We start from the raw sequence: 16025 nt of genomic DNA, 5'->3' as shown, positions 1-16025 counted from the left end.
ATGGAGCTGCGGCAACTGCAATATTTCGTGGAAGTCGCCCGGCGCGAACACGTCTCCGAAGCCGCCGACGCCCTCCATGTCGCGCAGTCGGCGATCAGCCGGCAAATTGCCAACCTCGAAGCGGAGCTTGGCGTGCAGCTGTTTGAACGGGAAGGGCGAAACGTGAAGCTCACCCCGATCGGCCGCCATTTTTTGCCGCACGCCGAAGCGGTGTTAAAGGCGGTCGAGGATGCAAAGCAACAAATCGAAGAGTATTTGGACCCGGAACGCGGAACGATTAAAATCGGGTTTCCGACAAGCCTGGCAAGCCACATGATGCCGATGGTCATCTCCGCCTTTAAAGCGGAACACCCAAACGTCTCGTTCCATCTCCGCCAAGGGTCGTACTATTATTTAATCGAAGCGGTGAAAAAACGGGAAATCGACCTTGCCTTTCTCGGACCGATTCCGGTTCGTGAAATCGGCATTAAAGGAGAAATTTTGTTTTCCGAACCGTTTGCCGCCCTCCTGCCGAACAGCCATCCGCTCGCCCGCCGCGACCGGATCGTATTGAACGAACTGCGCCATGATCCATTTGTAACGTTTCCAAAAGGATACATTTTGCATCAAATCGTTATTGACGCTTGCCACCAAGCCGGATTTTCGCCCAACATTTCATCGGAAGGCGAAGATCTCGATGCCATTAAAGGGCTTGTCTCCGCTGGCATCGGCGTGACCCTCCTGCCGGAAAGCGCCTTGTGGGAAAGCCTTCTTCGCTACGCCGCCAAAGTGCCAATCGAGATGCCGCAAGTAAAGCGCAACGTCGGCATTATCATTTCCGACCACCACGAACTCGCTCCGTCGGTGAAAGTGTTTTACCGGTTTGTGAAAGACTTTTTCGCGGAGCTCGAGCGGTATCAATTGCGGGGGTGAACGCTCCCCGCCTACGCTCACGTCGAAAAACGGGTTCGAGATCACAAAAAAAAGACGCAGGTGCTTCACTCTGCGTCTTTCCTTTCTTCTTTTACACACTTACCCTTTCCGGCGCCTTCACTCATCAAGGATCATTCAATAAAGAAGATGTGGAGAGCACCAAGTTCGGACGCTGCTTCCGTTAGATTGCGTCCGAACGTCATCCTAACCGCACGACCGTCCGGCCGCGCAGCTCGCCGCGCAAAATGCGCTCAAGCGCTTGCGGCAATTCAGCGAGCGAAATTTCTTGAACAATCCGCTCCAAATCCGGCTTTAAGTCGCCAGCGAGCCGCTCCCAAATGCGCAAACGCAAATCCATTGGACAATAGACGGAATCAACGCCAAGCAAGCTGACGCCGCGCAAAATGAATGGATGGACGGTTGTCGGCACCTCGACGCCGCCTGTCAACCCGCTCACCGCCACCGCTCCGCCGTAGCGGATGCGGCTTAACACCGTCGCCAGCGTCCGGCCGCCGACCGGGTCGACCGCCGCCGCCCAGCGCTGCTTATCAAGCGGACGAATGCGTTCAGCCGTGACGTCTTCGCGCGTCAACACTTCCTTGGCGCCGAGGGCGCGCAAATAGTCGTGCTCCGCCGTTTTGCCTGTGCTCGCTTCCACCGTGTAGCCGCGCTTGGCGAGCATCGATACGGCCAGACTCCCGACGCCGCCTGTCGCCCCCGTGACAAGCACCGGTCCGCGTTCCGGCGTCAACCCATGCTCCTCAAGCCTGTGAATGGACAATGCCGCCGTGAACCCAGCCGTGCCGATCGCCATCGCTTCTTTCAACGTCAACCCTTTTGGCAGCGGCACGAGCCAATCGCCATGCAGCCGGGCGTACTCGCTGTAGCCTCCGAAATGCGTCACGCCGATTTCATAGCCAGTCGCAATCACCTCGTCCCCTTCGCGGAAGCGCGGATGTTGCGACGAGACAACCACCCCGGCCAAATCAATTCCCGGCACGAACGGATACGTTTTCACAATTTTGCCGTCCGGAATGGACGCCAATCCATCTTTGTAGTTGACGCTTGAATAATGGACGCGGACAACGACGTCTCCTTCCGGCAAATCATCCATGGATATCGTCTGCACGCCGGCGGTAAATTCTGTTTCGGTTTTGTTGACGACAAACGCTTGAAATGCGGACATCATTCCTCTCCCTTTCTTCATGCATTCTTCTCTCATGTCATTCGACAACCAAACGCTAGATTCCTTTTCTGAACCAAAAAGCCCCTCACTTCCACCTGTGGGCGTAAGCGAACGATGAATAAACGTCTAATGAAAGGTCCTCCCTACACTTCCTTGATTTCTTTTGGTACACTGTAAACAAGCGTATCTTTAAAATGAAAGAGGGTGGAACAATGGGCAATATCCCTGACTCGAACAAAATTTACACGTACGCTGACTGGGAAACGTGGGAAGGCCGCTGGGAACTGATAAATGGAAAAGCGTATAATATGACGCCTGCTCCATCTTCGGAACATCAATTTGCCGTCGGAGAATTGTATTTTGCTTTGCGCCATTTTTTCCAAAACAAACATTGTTATGTCTTTATGGCGCCGTTTGATGTATTCCTTAGCAAAAAGGAAACATATGAAACCCCTGATGACATTGTCCAACCCGATCTTGCCGTCATTTGCAATAAAAAACAAATTGTCAAAAAAGGGTGTTACGGAGCGCCTGCACTGGTTGTTGAAGTCTTATCACCTTCAACCGCTTTAAAAGATTACAACGAAAAATTTTACACTTACCAACACTATGGCATTGCGGAATATTGGATCGTTGATACGGCCAATAAAATGATTCATGTGTACTATTTGCACGAAGGAGCCTATCAACGGCATGCCACATACGGGCAACAAGACACGCTGCATTCCGCACAATTTCAAGACTTAGCGATTCCATTAGCGCATGTATTGGAATGGGGTTAAAACAGCCCTTGTTCAGCATGACATACTCATCATCAGTCTTGTGTCAAACACACAGAAATCGATGATCGGGCAGGTGCTCCTAAGAATCTCCCATCCCGAAGCACCATCGCATAAGCAAAAGAACGTTCAGCCCTCGCAATAACCGCCTGCTTCTATGTGTTTCCGAATGGCCGTGCAAAAGCAAACAAAACGCCAGCCTGTCGATCCGGCTGACGTTTGTCGTTCTTCTTATTGAATGGCCGCTAGCGCCCCGGTCAAGACGCGGACCACAAACGAAAGTTCATCATCCGTGATGCAAAGCGGCGGCGACAGCGTGAGTACGTTGTTGTATCCGGCGACTGTCGTTCCGTTTTTGCCGATGATGAGGCCGTTCTCTTTGCATCGATGGATCACTTGATTGACAAGCGACACATCGAGCGGCTCTTTCGTCGCCTTGTCAGCGACAAGCTCAATGCCGACAAGCAGCCCTTTGCCGCGCACATCGCCAACATGCGGGTGGCCGGCCAAGTTCGTTTTGAGCTCATCAAACAGCCATTCCCCTGCCTCGCGCGAGCGGTCAAACAGCCGCTCTTCCTCCATAATCTCGATGTTTTTCAGCGCCACCGCGCACGAAGCCGGGTGGCCGCCAAACGTATTGACATGGCGGAAATAGTCGTATTCGCCTGTTCCTTTGAACGTCTCGTAAATCTCTTTCCGAACCGCCGTTGCCGCCAGCGGCAAGTAGGCGCTCGTGATGCCTTTTGCCATCGTGATGATGTCCGGCTTGACGCCGTAGTGTTGAAATCCGAACACTTTTCCCGTCCGGCCGAAGCCGCAGATGACTTCATCGACAATCAGCAAAGCCCCGTGTTTTTCACACACTTCTTTGACCGCTTTCATATACCCGTCCGGAGGAATGAGCACACCGCCCCCGGTGATGATCGGCTCCATAATGACGGCCGCAATCGTTTCACTCAACTCCCACGTCATGACATCATCAATGGCCTTTACCGCCCGCAGTCGGCGCGGATCGTCCGCCGCATCCGGGTCGCGGTATACATCCGGTGGCGGCACGTGGATGAAACCTGGGGCGAGCGGTTCGTATTTGTATTTCCGCTGCGCCTGTCCGGTCGCTGAGAGCGCCCCCATCGAATTCCCATGGTACGCCCGGTAGCGAGAAATGATTTTGTACCGATGATGCTCCCGCGTTGCTGATGGTATTGGCGGGCGATTTTAAACGCCGTTTCGTTTGCTTCCGACCCGCTGTTGGAAAAGAAAATCACATACTCATCGCCTAACAGTTCATTGAGTTTTTCCCCGAGCTCGATCGCCGACAAGTGGCTTTGCGTCAACGGGAAATACGCCAGCGTCTTCAGCTGCTCATACGCCGCTTCGGCGAGTTCCTCGCGCCCGTAGCCGACGTTGACGCACCAGAGCCCGGCCATCGCATCCAAATACTGGTGTCCAGCTGCATCCGTCACCCAGCAGCCTTTCGCTTCGGCCGCAATCAGCGTTGCTTGTGGGTTATACGGCTTCATCGAATGCCAGATATATCGGTCGTCTTTGTCAAGCCACAGTTGGTGGGTTTGTTCAGTTTGCATGATTCTCTGCCCCTTTCATCCAACACAGGTTAAAAATCAAACCGGGAAGTAATCATCTTTTTGCGCGTGTAAAAATTCACGCCATCTTTTCCATTCACATGAAGATCGCCGTAAAACGAATCTTTCCAGCCAGAGAACGGGAAAAACGCCATCGTCGCCGGCACGCCGACGTTAATGCCCAACATCCCCGCATCGGCCTCTTCACGGAATTTCCGGACGGCCTTCGCATCCTTTGTATAAATCGTCGCCCCGTTCCCATACCGAGACTTCCGAATATAGCTGAGCGCTTCATCTAAATCATTGGCCCTCAGCAAACTTAATACAGGTGCGAAGATCTCTTCTTTCGCGATCGTCATATCCGGGGTGACATAATCAAAAATCGTGGGACCTAAAAAATTGCCTTCGGGTCTATCATCCATTTCCTTTCGCCCATCGCGCAGCAATACCGCGCCCTCTTCAATCCCCTTCTGAATGTAGCCTAGCACCTTTTCACGGTGAGACTGCCGAATGACCGGGGTTAATAACACTTCCGGATCCATACCATTCCCAATAATCAACTCATCCGCTTTTTGTTTCAACCGACGGACGAACGTTTCGTTTTCCCCGACAATCACGACTGCACTGCAAGCCATGCAACGCTGGCCCGCGCTGCCAAACGCTGAGCTGATCACATGTTGTACGGCCGTCTCTACATCCGCATCTGGCATGACAATATGATGATTTTTCGCCCCCGACAACGCCTGCACTCGTTTGCCTTGCGCTGCTGTCCGTTCATACACATACTTGGCCACTGGCTGTGAACCGACAAATGAAATCGCACGAATATCCTCATGATCAATCAAGGCGTTGACCACCTCATGCGCTCCATGAACGACATTGAGCACTCCAGGAGGGGCACCTGCCTCCGTAAACAGTTCTGCTAACTTATTGGCCAAAATGGGCGTCCGTTCCGATGGCTTCAATACAAACGTATTGCCGCACACAATCGCCAACGGGAACATCCAAAGCGGCACCATCATGGGGAAGTTGAACGGAGTGATCCCTGCCACAACTCCCAACGGATAACGAAACATTTCCGAGTCAATCTCTTCCGCAATATTCGACAGCGATTCCCCCATCAGCAAAGTCGGAGCGCCGGCCGCAAACTCCACGCATTCAATCCCCGTTGAATTTCTCCGTACGCTTCTTTATACGCTTTGCCATTTTCCTGTACGACAAGCTCCGCTAATTCCTCATGATGCTGGTTTAACAAATGGTGAAATGAAAACATAATCCGCGCTCGTTTGGGAACAGGGACATCTTTCCACGTCGCAAACGCTTTCTTGGCTGCTTGCACCGCTTGATCGACATCCTCTTTGGTTGAGATCGGAACACGCGCCAACACTTCCCCAGTCGCCGGGTTCGGGACTTCTAGCGTTTCTGTGCCACTCGATGCCACCCACTGTCCGCCGATATAGTTTTTGAGAACCGTTGTTTCCGGTTTGGTGATGGACATCAGATTCTCCTCCTTATTCCTATCTTTGTTCATGATCTAAATATTTTGTATTGTTACACAAAATTATCCTCCAGTTTTTGATTGCCTTCACTAGACAAAGCGTAAAAGCGATTAGCCTATTTATTCCACAATGTGACCAAATTTTGAAAATGTGCGCGCCTTGGACTGAGATTTTCATGTCGGTGGAGAGCAAAAAATTGCTCATGGATGTTTTTACGAAAGAAATCCCCTAGAAGCCTACGGCATCTTCTGCTTTTCGCTTCTCAGGGGGGAGACTTCTTACTTACAATCTTCGCAACCGATCATGCTGCACATATTTGTTTTCCATACTTTGCGATTGTAAATATTCATATGCCTTGATCATAAACTCAATAGCGAGCCGTTTTTCCGGATTCATAAAATCCTCTCCTAAAAGCGACTCTAGTTTTTGGATTCGATGATACAGCGTTTGCCTAACGACAAATAGTCTTTGTGCGGTTTCTTTTTTTGAACCGTTACACGCCAAATATACCTTTAACGTTTCCAACAAGTTTCCATTATATTTTTCATCGTATTGAAGAACAGGCTCTAAGTATTCCATGACAACTTCATACAAATCATTGTATTTATGAATAAGGGAAATAATTCGATAGATATGCAAATCCTCATAAAAACAGCTATTGGCTCTGCCGCCAAGATGATGTTGAATTTTGATCGTCTCTAAAGCCGTCCGATAACTTTTGTCCATATGAGAAACATTTTCGATAAATTTTCCGACCCCGACAACAAATTGAGGTAATTTCTTCTTTTGAATATAATCCGATTCAAGCAAAGAATTCAGTCCTATTTTCATTCGACTTTTCCATGTTTTCATTTCCCTGTTATTGATCATAATAAATACGATGCTGCTGTGAAAATCGACAGGAAATGTCGAAAAACCTTGTTGTTCAAAAATCGTCCGGCATAGCATTTTAAAATAAATCATGTCTAAATTCGAGCATTGCTTCATTGAAGATTTAAAACGGACAACAAGCACTGTCCCTCCTTTTGGATTTGGCTCTGCCCATACTCAGCCAAATAACTAAACACATTTTCAATGGGATGCTCTCCCTCTAGCCAGCTTTTCAACCACTCATTTTCTTCTACTCTCTTTTTTTCATCGACATACAAATCACGAAGCAGATGCTGTGCCAGCGCAGTTGCCGTACGATCCAAAATCAGCAGATCAAATTCGCTGATTTCCTTTCCGGTTGATACAATGGATAGCTCGGCATATTCATTCCCGAGAAATTGGATCGGTTGGGTGGCCACTCTTTTCTTGGAAGCTGCGTTGTCGTCAACTATCAACTGTTCTTCCTTAAATGTTTTGCTATATTTAGGAAATATCTCCACCTCTCTGCCGTTTATTTTAAAAACCACTTGATGTCCCGAATAGTGGTGCAATAGTTTTAAAATTTCACTATAATGGTCCATTGAAAGTAATTTTTTGTTTAATTGCTGTGAATATGATTCTAGTCCGGAGATGATTTCATAGTGTTGGTTAATTAAATAAGTGTGGATGTCTTGGGTGATCTCAACGAAAGGCACTTCTTTGAGAAAGAGAATGATCGGAAAGTGATGCGCATTCGCTAAATCGATTACTTCTTGCGGAACAGAAGGAGTATGCATACCGATTTCAATACATAATCCCGAAGCGTCACAGTTGATAAGCTGTTCTACAAACGATCGAAACAGTTCCTTATTTTCCTTCCATCCTACCCAGTAGATAAAATCAGCTCTTTTCCGTTTAACAGATGATGGATTTTCGCAACCTCGACAACATGAACCCATTTTACAGTGCGGTTGAGCCCATTATGCCCTGCAACCACTTCAACATGTTCAAAATGTTTCCGCTTTAGAATATCAGAAACCGTTAATGTAGGAGTCTTCATACACTTTGTTTCACTCCCTTACACCAATCATGGCAATGCCATTTTAATATTAGGCAGCGTAAACGGTCGCTCCTGCTTCTATCACAAATTTTTATGTAACGGCTTGGCTATATATGGCCTTCTACGTTTCATTATACAAAAAGCAACATCATCGATCTCGTTTTATGTTATGAGATGTGACATTCATTTAGGCGATTCGCGCTCTGTTTCATGAAAATCAAAGCGCCGGCCCTGCCTCTATAATGATTGAGGATATATAGAGGAACTCGTTCCGGCGCTTATCGCGATGTGCATCGCTCTTCTCTCTATTCGTGGTGTTTTCTGAGCTGGCGGATTAATAATGACGAAAAATATTTGCGTGCATCAGCGTTTGTAATATGCAGTGTTTGGATATCTCTTGTTTCTGACAAAGAGTCTTCTTTCTCAAATTCAACAAACGATCCGCTTAAATTTTCTTTTACGCTTTTCATATAGTATCCTTGTTCAATTAAGTAATCGATCTTTTCTCGCTCACGTAGAAACTGATGGTAAGTCATCACACACCCCCGCTTCTCGTCGTGACCCGCATCCTTACCGCCAGGCACAGCTTGTTAGTGTTCAATGATTTATTTACGTTAGGACATTTTCACCACATCTTGGTCGGCCATTAGCGCCCCATATTTCGCGCGTTTAACATATTGGCCGTACCCCGGTTTCCCGACAAATTGTTTATCACGTACCACAAATTCTCCTCTACATAAAACCGACACAGGTTCCCCTGTTACTTTCATCCCTTCAAACGGATTATAATCCACAGCCATATGGTGTGTTTCGGCTGAAATCACCCGTTCAACCGTTGGATCAAAAATGACTAAATCCGCATCCGCACCGACGGCAATGGTTCCTTTCTTCGGGAATAGACCAAACAATTTGGCGATTCTTGTTGATACAATATCAACAAACTGGTTGAGGGTAATTCTCCCTTTTTTCACTCCTTCACTGAAAAGAATACTCACCCGATCCTCAATAATAGGACCACCATTTGGGATTTTGGTAAAATCTCCCCTTCCTAATTCTTTTTGGCCTTTAAAATCAAATGAGCATTGGTCAGATCCGAGCGTTTGCAGCTGGCCGTTTTTCAAGGCATTCCATAGCACTTCTTGATGCCATTTCTCACGAAGCGGCGGTGACCATACATATTTAGCACCTTCAAAATTCGGCTTTTCTAAATAGGACTGATCGAGCACCAGATACTGGGGACAAGTTTCGCCCCATACATTCAACCCCTTATTGCGCGCTTCAGCAATTTTCTCTACCGCTTGAGCACACGATACATGAACGACGTACAATTGCGAACCGGCGAGTTCTGTCAATTGACAGGCGCGCCCCGTCGCTTCTCCTTCTAGCTCTGGAGGTCTCGTTAATGCATGATAAATCGGATCAGTATGCCCGTCCTCCAAGGCTTTTTTCGTTAAATAGTCAATCACGTCTCCATTCTCGGCATGCACCATGACAAGCGCTCCGAGTTCTTTTGCCGCGACTAGCGTCCGATACAAGGTTCCATCATCAGCTTGAAACACATTTTTATACGCCATAAATACTTTAAAGGAGGTAATTCCTTCTTCTTCGATCACTTTTGGAAGCTCTTCAAGCACATCGTCCGTTATTTCACTGATCATCAAATGGAACCCGTAATCGATCACCGCTTTCCCCGTCGCTTTGTTATGCCAAGTTTCAATCGCTTTTTTCAGGGGCTCACCTTTATTCGTTAAGCAAAAATCAATAATGGTCGTCGTCCCGCCAAATGCGGCGGCAATCGTCCCCGACTCAAAGTCGTCTTTTGTCACAGTGCCGCCAAACGGCATATCTAAATGGGTGTGCGGATCAATGCCTCCTGGAAACACATAACAACCTGTAGCATCAATCACTTCCGCTCCGCTCTCATCTAAATTTCTCCCGATTACTGCAATTTTCCCATCTTGAATGAGGAGATCGGCTTCATATATATCTGTAGCGGTGACAATTGTTCCATTTTTTATCAATTTTGTCATCATGATACCCTCCTTCATTTATAATGATTTGATATCCACACTGCAACCGCTTAGCCGGCCAAGGGCCACTTGCCGTTCATTCCATGTCATCGAGGGATGTTCGCTTGGCACTTCGACCATCTCAATCGCTCCGTCAACCGGACAGACGATGGAACATAAATTGCATCCTACACAATCTTCTTCGCGCACTTTTAAATATTCTTTTCTGTTTTCGTCTACGAGACGCTCAATGCATTGATGGGAAGCATCTTCACAAGAAATGTAGCACTTATTGCACTGAATACAGCGCTCACGATGAATTCGCGCCACAACCTTATAATTGAGGTCCAAATCTCCCCAATCAGAATACTTTGACACTGATTTCCCTACAATATCCATTACGGAAGCAATTCCTTTTTCATCAAGATAGTGATTCAACCCTTCAATCATATCCTCGATAATCCGAAACCCATGGTGCATAACCGCCGTGCACACTTGAACTCCTGTCGCTCCCATTAACATAAACTCAACGGCATCTCTCCAATTGGAGATCCCGCCAATTCCCGAAATCGGAATGCGGATACGCGGGTGTCGCGCGCATTCGGCCACCATATTTAAAGCAATGGGTTTTACTGCTGGACCGCAGTATCCCCCGTGCGCCCCCTTTCCTGCTACATGTGGAATCGTATTCCACGTATCTAAGTCCACCCCCATGAGACTATTGATTGTGTTGATCAAACTGATGGCATCTGCCCCGCCTTGGGCAGCCGCTTCAGCGGTCGCCGTAATATCGGTAATATTAGGAGTTAATTTGACAATGACAGGGGTGCGTGCCACCTCTTTGACCCAATATGTTTGTCGTTCGACCAATTCTGGCACTTGACCTGATGCCGATCCCATCCCCCGTTCCGCCATTCCATGCGGACAGCCAAAATTGAGTTCCAACCCATCCACGCCCACATCTTCTACTCGCTTCACAATCTCATGCCATTTTTCGCGCTTGGGCTCGACCATCAAAGAAGCAACGACAGCCCGGTCAGGAAAACGTTTTTTCGTCTCATAAATTTCCTTTAAATTTTCCTCAAGAGGACGATCCGTGATTAATTCAATATTGTTAAAGCCCATGACTCGCTGTCCGTTAAAACTGATTGCCGCAAATCGGGACGATACATTCAAAATAGGTTCCCCTAATGTTTTCCATACCGCTCCTCCCCAACCCGCCTCAAATGCCCTTTGCACTTGATACCCCGAATTGGTGGGAGGGGCGGAAGCGAGCCAAAATGGATTGGGGGACTTGATTCCCGCTAAGTTAATGCTTAAATCAGCCATTGCCGTTCCCTCCTCTCATTTAGGCCGTTTCGCTTACTGCCTTTGTCAAATATCGATGAATCCCGTAAGCTGCTTCCTTCCCTTGCTGCGCTGCCACCACCACCATCGCTTCGCCTTTTCCTCTTTCAAAAATCACATCCCCACAAGCAAACACCTTCGGATTTGACGTTTGATAAGTTTCAAGATTCACCTTGACTACGCCATGATCATGCTCTAATCCAAAAGCTTCAATCAATTCGATATGGCGCTCTTGCCCAATGGCTTTAATGACAACATCAACCGGCATAATAAATTCCGATCCCTCAACCGGAAGAGGGCGGCGGCGGCCATCAGCGTCTGGTTCTCCCAATTCCATCCGAACGCATTCAACATGAGTAACCTTGCCCTTACTGTCGCCAATAATCCTTTTGGGTGCTGTTAGCCAGCGAAATTCGACACCATCCTGTTTGGCAAACTCATACTCAAATTCATAAGCTGTCATTTCTTCTTTCGTCCGGCGATATAAAATTTTTACATTTTCCGCTCCTAGACGCACCGAACAGGTAGCTGCATCAATCGCGGTATTTCCCGCACCTATCACAACTACCCTTTTCCCCACCAGCCGATCAGTCAACGGTTTTGTTTTCGTCTCTTTAATCAACTCAATGGCATCATATACTCCGTCCAAATCTTCTCCCGGGATTCCTAACTTTGGCACTTTCCCCATGCCAACAGCTAAAACAACAGCATCATAATTTTCTAGGAGCTCGTTTACTTCAATATCCTTACCAACCCTTGTATTCGTGCGGATTTGCACGCCTAAGCTTTTGATTTGATTGACTTCCCACAACGAGATATTTTTAGGGAGGCGGAAAGAAACAATGCCATACGTGTTTAGCCCGCCTGCTTGGTTCTCCGCTTCAAAAATGGTCACTTCATACCCAAGACGAGCTAGTTCTCTGGCCGATGATAATCCAGCAGGGCCGCCGCCGACAACCGCCACTGTTTTTCCATTTTTTCGTCCCGCTTGGAATACCACTTCTTTATTTCGGATCGCCCAATCGGTCGCATATCGCTGCAATTTTCCAATCATAATGGGTTTTGTAGAATGATTTAAAACACAAGCCCCTTCACATAATTCCTCTGTCGGACACACTCTTGCACAACTGGCGCCAACCGGGTTTGACAACATAATGGTTTTCGCTGACCCTTTTACATTCCCAGAAGCAATTTTTTTGATAAAAGCGGGGATATCAATCCCTGTCGGACAAGCTCGAATACAAGGAGCGTCATAACAGTACAAACATCGATTCGCTTCTTCCATTGCTTCTCGATCTGTCAAGCCAGGCTCTACTTCTTCAAAGTTCTTTTCCAAACGTGATTGCTCCATCTCCATCCCCCTCCACGCGTCATTTTTAAAGAAAGGGAATAGAGTCATTCCCTCCTCCCCTTTCTCGTTGCTTTCTATGGAAGTAAAGCCGTCATTTCACTATAGGTTTCCGGACGACGATCACGGTAAAATTGCCAAATATCGCGCACTTCCCGAATCATCTTCTTATTCATGACGCCAATCACCACTTCATCTTGATCACGGCTGCCCATGGCCACAAAGTTCCCTCTAGGATCAACCAAGTAAGACTGCCCGTAAAACTCTCCCATGTTCCACGGTGCTTCATATCCAACCCGATTGATGGCAGCCACGTAATAGCCATTGGCAACGGCATGAGCCGGTTGTTCCAGTTTCCATAAATATTCGGAGAGACCTGCTACCGTAGCGGATGGATTGAACACAATTTCAGCGCCTTTTAGTCCTAAAATTCGCGCTCCCTCTGGGAAATGACGGTCATAACAAATATAAACGCCGATCTTGGCAAATGCGGTATCAAATACCGGATAGCCTAAATTTCCAGGCTTAAAATAAAATTTTTCCCAAAATCCACAGCCCTCGTTTCCTACCCCGACATGCGGAATATGCTGTTTGCGATACTTTCCTAAGTAGGTTCCATCGGCATCAATGACAGCTGCCGTATTATAGTAAGTAGCAATTCCTTCCCTTTCATAAATCGGTAGAACGATCACTACCCCCAGCTGTTTTGCTATTTCCTGAAACATTTTGGTCGTCGGACCATTTGGAATTTCTTCCGCCGCCTCATACCATTTTGTATTTTGCTCGGCGCAGAAATACGGGCCATAGAAAATCTCTTGCAAACAGATGATTTGTGCTCCCCGATCTTTTGCCTCCTTGACAAGCTTGACGTGCTTTTCAATCGCCTTTTCCTTATGAACCTCGACCGGCTCGTCCCCATGCACATTATGAGAAGCTTGGATCAAACCAATGGTCACTTGATCAGCCATGCTCCAATCACTCCTTCTTCATTTTATCTGGTTTCACAATTAGGCTGAACTTTAAGAATATTCTACATAGTAAATCACCAGCTTTTCATTATACACTTTGTTAAATAATAGAAAACATTGATTGTTCACTATGTAAATTTCAGCGAAATAAATATACAGCTAGACGAAGTTGCTCCCTAGGATTGAGAACATCAAAATGTGAGGAATAGTTACACATTTTACATAATGAATAGATTTCTCTTTTTCTTATTTGACAAATCGTATAATGAAAAATGTACATATTATAGATAGAATTTTCTTAAATTTCTCTTTTATACACTGGATTTTTAAAAAAGGGGATATGAATGAAAACACAAATTGAACACAATGGGATTGTGGTCTTGACGGAGGAAGCCGCACAAGAAGTCAGTGGAAGTCCTTTATGGAATGATGACTTGCGTCCGACAACAAGGCAAGAACATTCATGGAAAGGAATCAATTTTGCTACATTGTGGATTGGAATGTGTTTATGCATTCCTTCATACACCATGGCCAGCGGCATGATTGCTTTAGGAATGAACTGGTGGCAAGCTGTTGGTACCATTTTTCTGGGGAACGTGATCGTCCTTATTCCGATTTTATTAAACTCTCATGCAGGAACAAAATTCGGGATTCCTTATCCTGTGTTTGCTCGGCTTTGGTTTGGAGATAAAGGCGCCCATATTCCCACTTTAGCCCGGGCCCTTGTAGCAGCCGGATGGTTTGGAATCAATACGTGGATCGGAACAGAAGCCATTGACACATTACTCATGGCATCATTCTCTTCGTGGGGGAATTTACCGGGACATACAGCCATTGTATTTGCATTATTTTGGATCTTAAATATCAGCGTTGCTTATAGAGGCCCAGAAGGCATCAAAAAGCTAAGCGCAGTGGCTGCACCTGTTGTCGGGATTTCTTCCATCATTTTGCTCATTTGGGCATTTACGAACGCCGGAGGATGGGGACCGATTTTAGAGACTCCTTCTAAGTTCGAAACAACCAGTGAATTTTTGAAAGTCTTTTTCCCTTCTTTAACTGGCGTCATCGGCTTTTGGGCCACATTGGCATTAAACATCCCTGATTTTTGCCGATACGCACAGAGTCAGAAATCACAAATGGTCGCCCAAAGTTTATCCTTGCCTATTACAATGACTGTTTTTTCATTTATCGGAATTGCCGTAACCTCAGCAACCATTGTGATTTTTGGTCAAGCCATTTGGGATCCCGTGCAGCTGTTAGCTAAATTTCCCCCATTTGTCATTCTATTAGGGACTATTATTATTGTCATCTCTTCTGTAACTATTAATGTGGGTGCCAACGTGGTTGCCCCTGCCCGAGCGATCGAAAATTTATATCCGAAGCGAATTACATTTGGAATTGGCGCGATTATCACAGGACTATTCGCTATTTTATTGCAGCCATGGTATATTATGTCCAACTTTGGGAATTATATATTCGGCTGGCTTGGCACATACGCCGCTTTGCTTGGACCCATTGACGGCATTGCTATTGCGGACTATTGGCTCGTTCGCCGAAGACAGTTGCACTTAAAAGAACTGTACAAACCGAATGGCCGTTACAATTATGCAAATGGGTTTAACAAAAACGGAGTGTACGCACTGATTGTGGGAGTCGTTATTCCTGTACTTGGTTTATTCATACCGCCACTTCGTTTTCTTTGGGACAACGCGTGGACATTTGGATTGTTCATTGCAATTGGTGTCTACACCTACTTAATGAAAAACGACCAAAGCGTATTAAAGGAAGGCGAGTATGAACAAATCACCCTTTTCGATTCAAAACATAACAGTCCGACAGAAATCGCAAAATAATGAATCATTTACACCTAAACAGCCTATCCATGACAGAAGGCAAGCAGTGTCACTGGTTAAACGTTGACATCGCCCTCCCACGAGGGCGCTTTCTTTTTGCAGGAAGCTGCTATTTTCCCTTATCAATCCTGCACCCAACCTTATCTACGCTTGGCATGCAAACATGACAACTTTTCGAACTTTCCACGGCATCTATTATATCGACAGCGACTACGTTATATACTGACATTGAGAATGATTTCACAAGTTAGGAGGACTTAAATAATGATCGTCCACGAACTGACGGACATCGAACATCTATTCACTGAACAATTGCGGGAAGGCTACTACGTGATTCGTGAAACATACCAAAACGTACTCGTTGAGCCGGAAGACGGCGACACCGTCCGGCAAGTGGACGCCGGAACGGAAGAAGTCGTCACCATCGTATTTGATCCCGGCGACGAATACTCCCTCATTTGCCTTGACACCTACATGTTCGCCGACGGCATCCCGTCTTTAGCGGAGCTCAAAGAAACGATCGCTGCGGAGTACGACGTCTTTGTCAATGACCGTTGGGCTGCGGCGTCATTGTAAAAAGCGCCTGAAACAACGGACATCAGGGACTCGGAACATAGACGCAACGCCTGCTTTAC

General features: G+C 46.9%; 10 protein-coding genes and 3 pseudogenes. 4 read left to right on the top strand and 9 right to left on the bottom strand.

The window, feature by feature from the left end:
* Positions 1-912, top strand: coding sequence for a glutamate biosynthesis transcriptional regulator GltC (locus A0V43_RS04360; protein WP_063192469.1), 912 nt, complete (start codon positions 1-3; stop codon positions 910-912).
* A gap of 199 nt (positions 913-1111) precedes the next feature.
* Here A0V43_RS04360 and A0V43_RS04355 read toward each other — a convergent pair whose 3' ends face one another.
* The gene (locus A0V43_RS04355) at positions 1112-2098 is read right to left on the bottom strand and encodes an NADPH:quinone oxidoreductase family protein (RefSeq protein WP_063192468.1); all 987 of its coding nucleotides are present in this window, start codon (positions 2096-2098) and stop codon (positions 1112-1114) included.
* 212 nt (positions 2099-2310) lie between these two features.
* Between A0V43_RS04355 and A0V43_RS04350 the strand changes: the two genes are divergently transcribed.
* Positions 2311-2880 (top strand): Uma2 family endonuclease, encoded by a 570-nt coding sequence (locus A0V43_RS04350; RefSeq protein ID WP_063192467.1) that lies wholly within the window; start codon positions 2311-2313, stop codon positions 2878-2880.
* A 228-nt stretch (positions 2881-3108) separates the two neighbouring features.
* Here A0V43_RS04350 and A0V43_RS04345 read toward each other — a convergent pair.
* The 8 genes and pseudogenes from A0V43_RS04345 to A0V43_RS04310 all read right to left on the bottom strand — a co-directional run bounded on the left by A0V43_RS04345 (position 3109) and on the right by A0V43_RS04310 (position 13537).
* Positions 3109-4460, bottom strand: a pseudogene (locus A0V43_RS04345) (aspartate aminotransferase family protein).
* A 29-nt stretch (positions 4461-4489) separates the two neighbouring features.
* A pseudogene (locus A0V43_RS04340) lies at positions 4490-5955 on the bottom strand (CoA-acylating methylmalonate-semialdehyde dehydrogenase).
* Positions 5956-6238: 283 nt separating this feature from the next.
* A pseudogene (locus tag A0V43_RS04335) lies at positions 6239-7865 on the bottom strand (PucR family transcriptional regulator).
* 305 nt (positions 7866-8170) lie between these two features.
* A complete protein-coding gene (locus tag A0V43_RS04330) occupies positions 8171-8401 on the bottom strand; it encodes a hypothetical protein (protein ID WP_011230920.1) in 231 nt (76 codons plus the stop codon).
* Positions 8402-8479: 78 nt separating this feature from the next.
* Positions 8480-9895 (bottom strand): dihydropyrimidinase, encoded by a 1416-nt coding sequence (gene hydA / locus A0V43_RS04325; protein WP_033012436.1) that lies wholly within the window; start codon positions 9893-9895, stop codon positions 8480-8482.
* An 18-nt stretch (positions 9896-9913) separates the two neighbouring features.
* Positions 9914-11203 carry an NAD-dependent dihydropyrimidine dehydrogenase subunit PreA gene (gene preA, locus A0V43_RS04320; protein WP_063192466.1) on the bottom strand — a complete coding sequence of 430 codons (1290 nt, stop codon included), beginning with the start codon at positions 11201-11203 and terminating at the stop codon, positions 9914-9916.
* 19 nt (positions 11204-11222) lie between these two features.
* Positions 11223-12572, bottom strand: a complete 1350-nt coding sequence (locus tag A0V43_RS04315; RefSeq protein ID WP_206501583.1) for an NAD(P)-dependent oxidoreductase — start codon at positions 12570-12572, stop codon at positions 11223-11225.
* Positions 12573-12646: 74 nt separating this feature from the next.
* A complete protein-coding gene (locus A0V43_RS04310; RefSeq protein WP_013523519.1) occupies positions 12647-13537 on the bottom strand; it encodes a nitrilase-related carbon-nitrogen hydrolase in 891 nt (296 codons plus the stop codon).
* Positions 13538-13881: 344 nt separating this feature from the next.
* On the opposite strand from A0V43_RS04310, the gene A0V43_RS04305 reads away from it, so the two are divergent.
* Complete coding sequence (locus A0V43_RS04305; protein ID WP_063192465.1) at positions 13882-15390, top strand: NCS1 family nucleobase:cation symporter-1; 1509 nt, start codon at positions 13882-13884, stop codon at positions 15388-15390.
* A gap of 264 nt (positions 15391-15654) precedes the next feature.
* Positions 15655-15966 carry a hypothetical protein gene (locus A0V43_RS04300; RefSeq protein WP_063192464.1) on the top strand — a complete coding sequence of 104 codons (312 nt, stop codon included), beginning with the start codon at positions 15655-15657 and terminating at the stop codon, positions 15964-15966.
* Positions 15967-16025: the final 59 nt, after the last annotated feature.

This window comes from Geobacillus sp. JS12 (genome assembly GCF_001592395.1).
GTDB classification, from domain to species: domain Bacteria; phylum Bacillota; class Bacilli; order Bacillales; family Anoxybacillaceae; genus Geobacillus; species Geobacillus zalihae.
The sequence above is the reverse complement of the archived record's forward strand: the minus strand, read 5'-3'. Positions and strand labels throughout refer to the sequence as shown.

Excerpts from the sequence above, each read along its gene's own strand:
- A0V43_RS04360 (WP_063192469.1), top strand. The coding sequence starts at position 1 with ATGGAGCTGCGGCAACTGCAATATTTCGTGGAAGTCGCCCGGCGCGAA.
- A0V43_RS04355 (WP_063192468.1), bottom strand. The coding sequence starts at position 2,098 with ATGTCCGCATTTCAAGCGTTTGTCGTCAACAAAACCGAAACAGAATTT.
- A0V43_RS04350 (WP_063192467.1), top strand. The coding sequence starts at position 2,311 with ATGGGCAATATCCCTGACTCGAACAAAATTTACACGTACGCTGACTGG.
- A0V43_RS04330 (WP_011230920.1), bottom strand. The coding sequence starts at position 8,401 with ATGACTTACCATCAGTTTCTACGTGAGCGAGAAAAGATCGATTACTTA.
- hydA (WP_033012436.1), bottom strand. The coding sequence starts at position 9,895 with ATGACAAAATTGATAAAAAATGGAACAATTGTCACCGCTACAGATATA.
- preA (WP_063192466.1), bottom strand. The coding sequence starts at position 11,203 with ATGGCTGATTTAAGCATTAACTTAGCGGGAATCAAGTCCCCCAATCCA.
- A0V43_RS04315 (WP_206501583.1), bottom strand. The coding sequence starts at position 12,572 with ATGGAGCAATCACGTTTGGAAAAGAACTTTGAAGAAGTAGAGCCTGGC.
- A0V43_RS04310 (WP_013523519.1), bottom strand. The coding sequence starts at position 13,537 with ATGGCTGATCAAGTGACCATTGGTTTGATCCAAGCTTCTCATAATGTG.
- A0V43_RS04305 (WP_063192465.1), top strand. The coding sequence starts at position 13,882 with ATGAAAACACAAATTGAACACAATGGGATTGTGGTCTTGACGGAGGAA.
- A0V43_RS04300 (WP_063192464.1), top strand. The coding sequence starts at position 15,655 with ATGATCGTCCACGAACTGACGGACATCGAACATCTATTCACTGAACAA.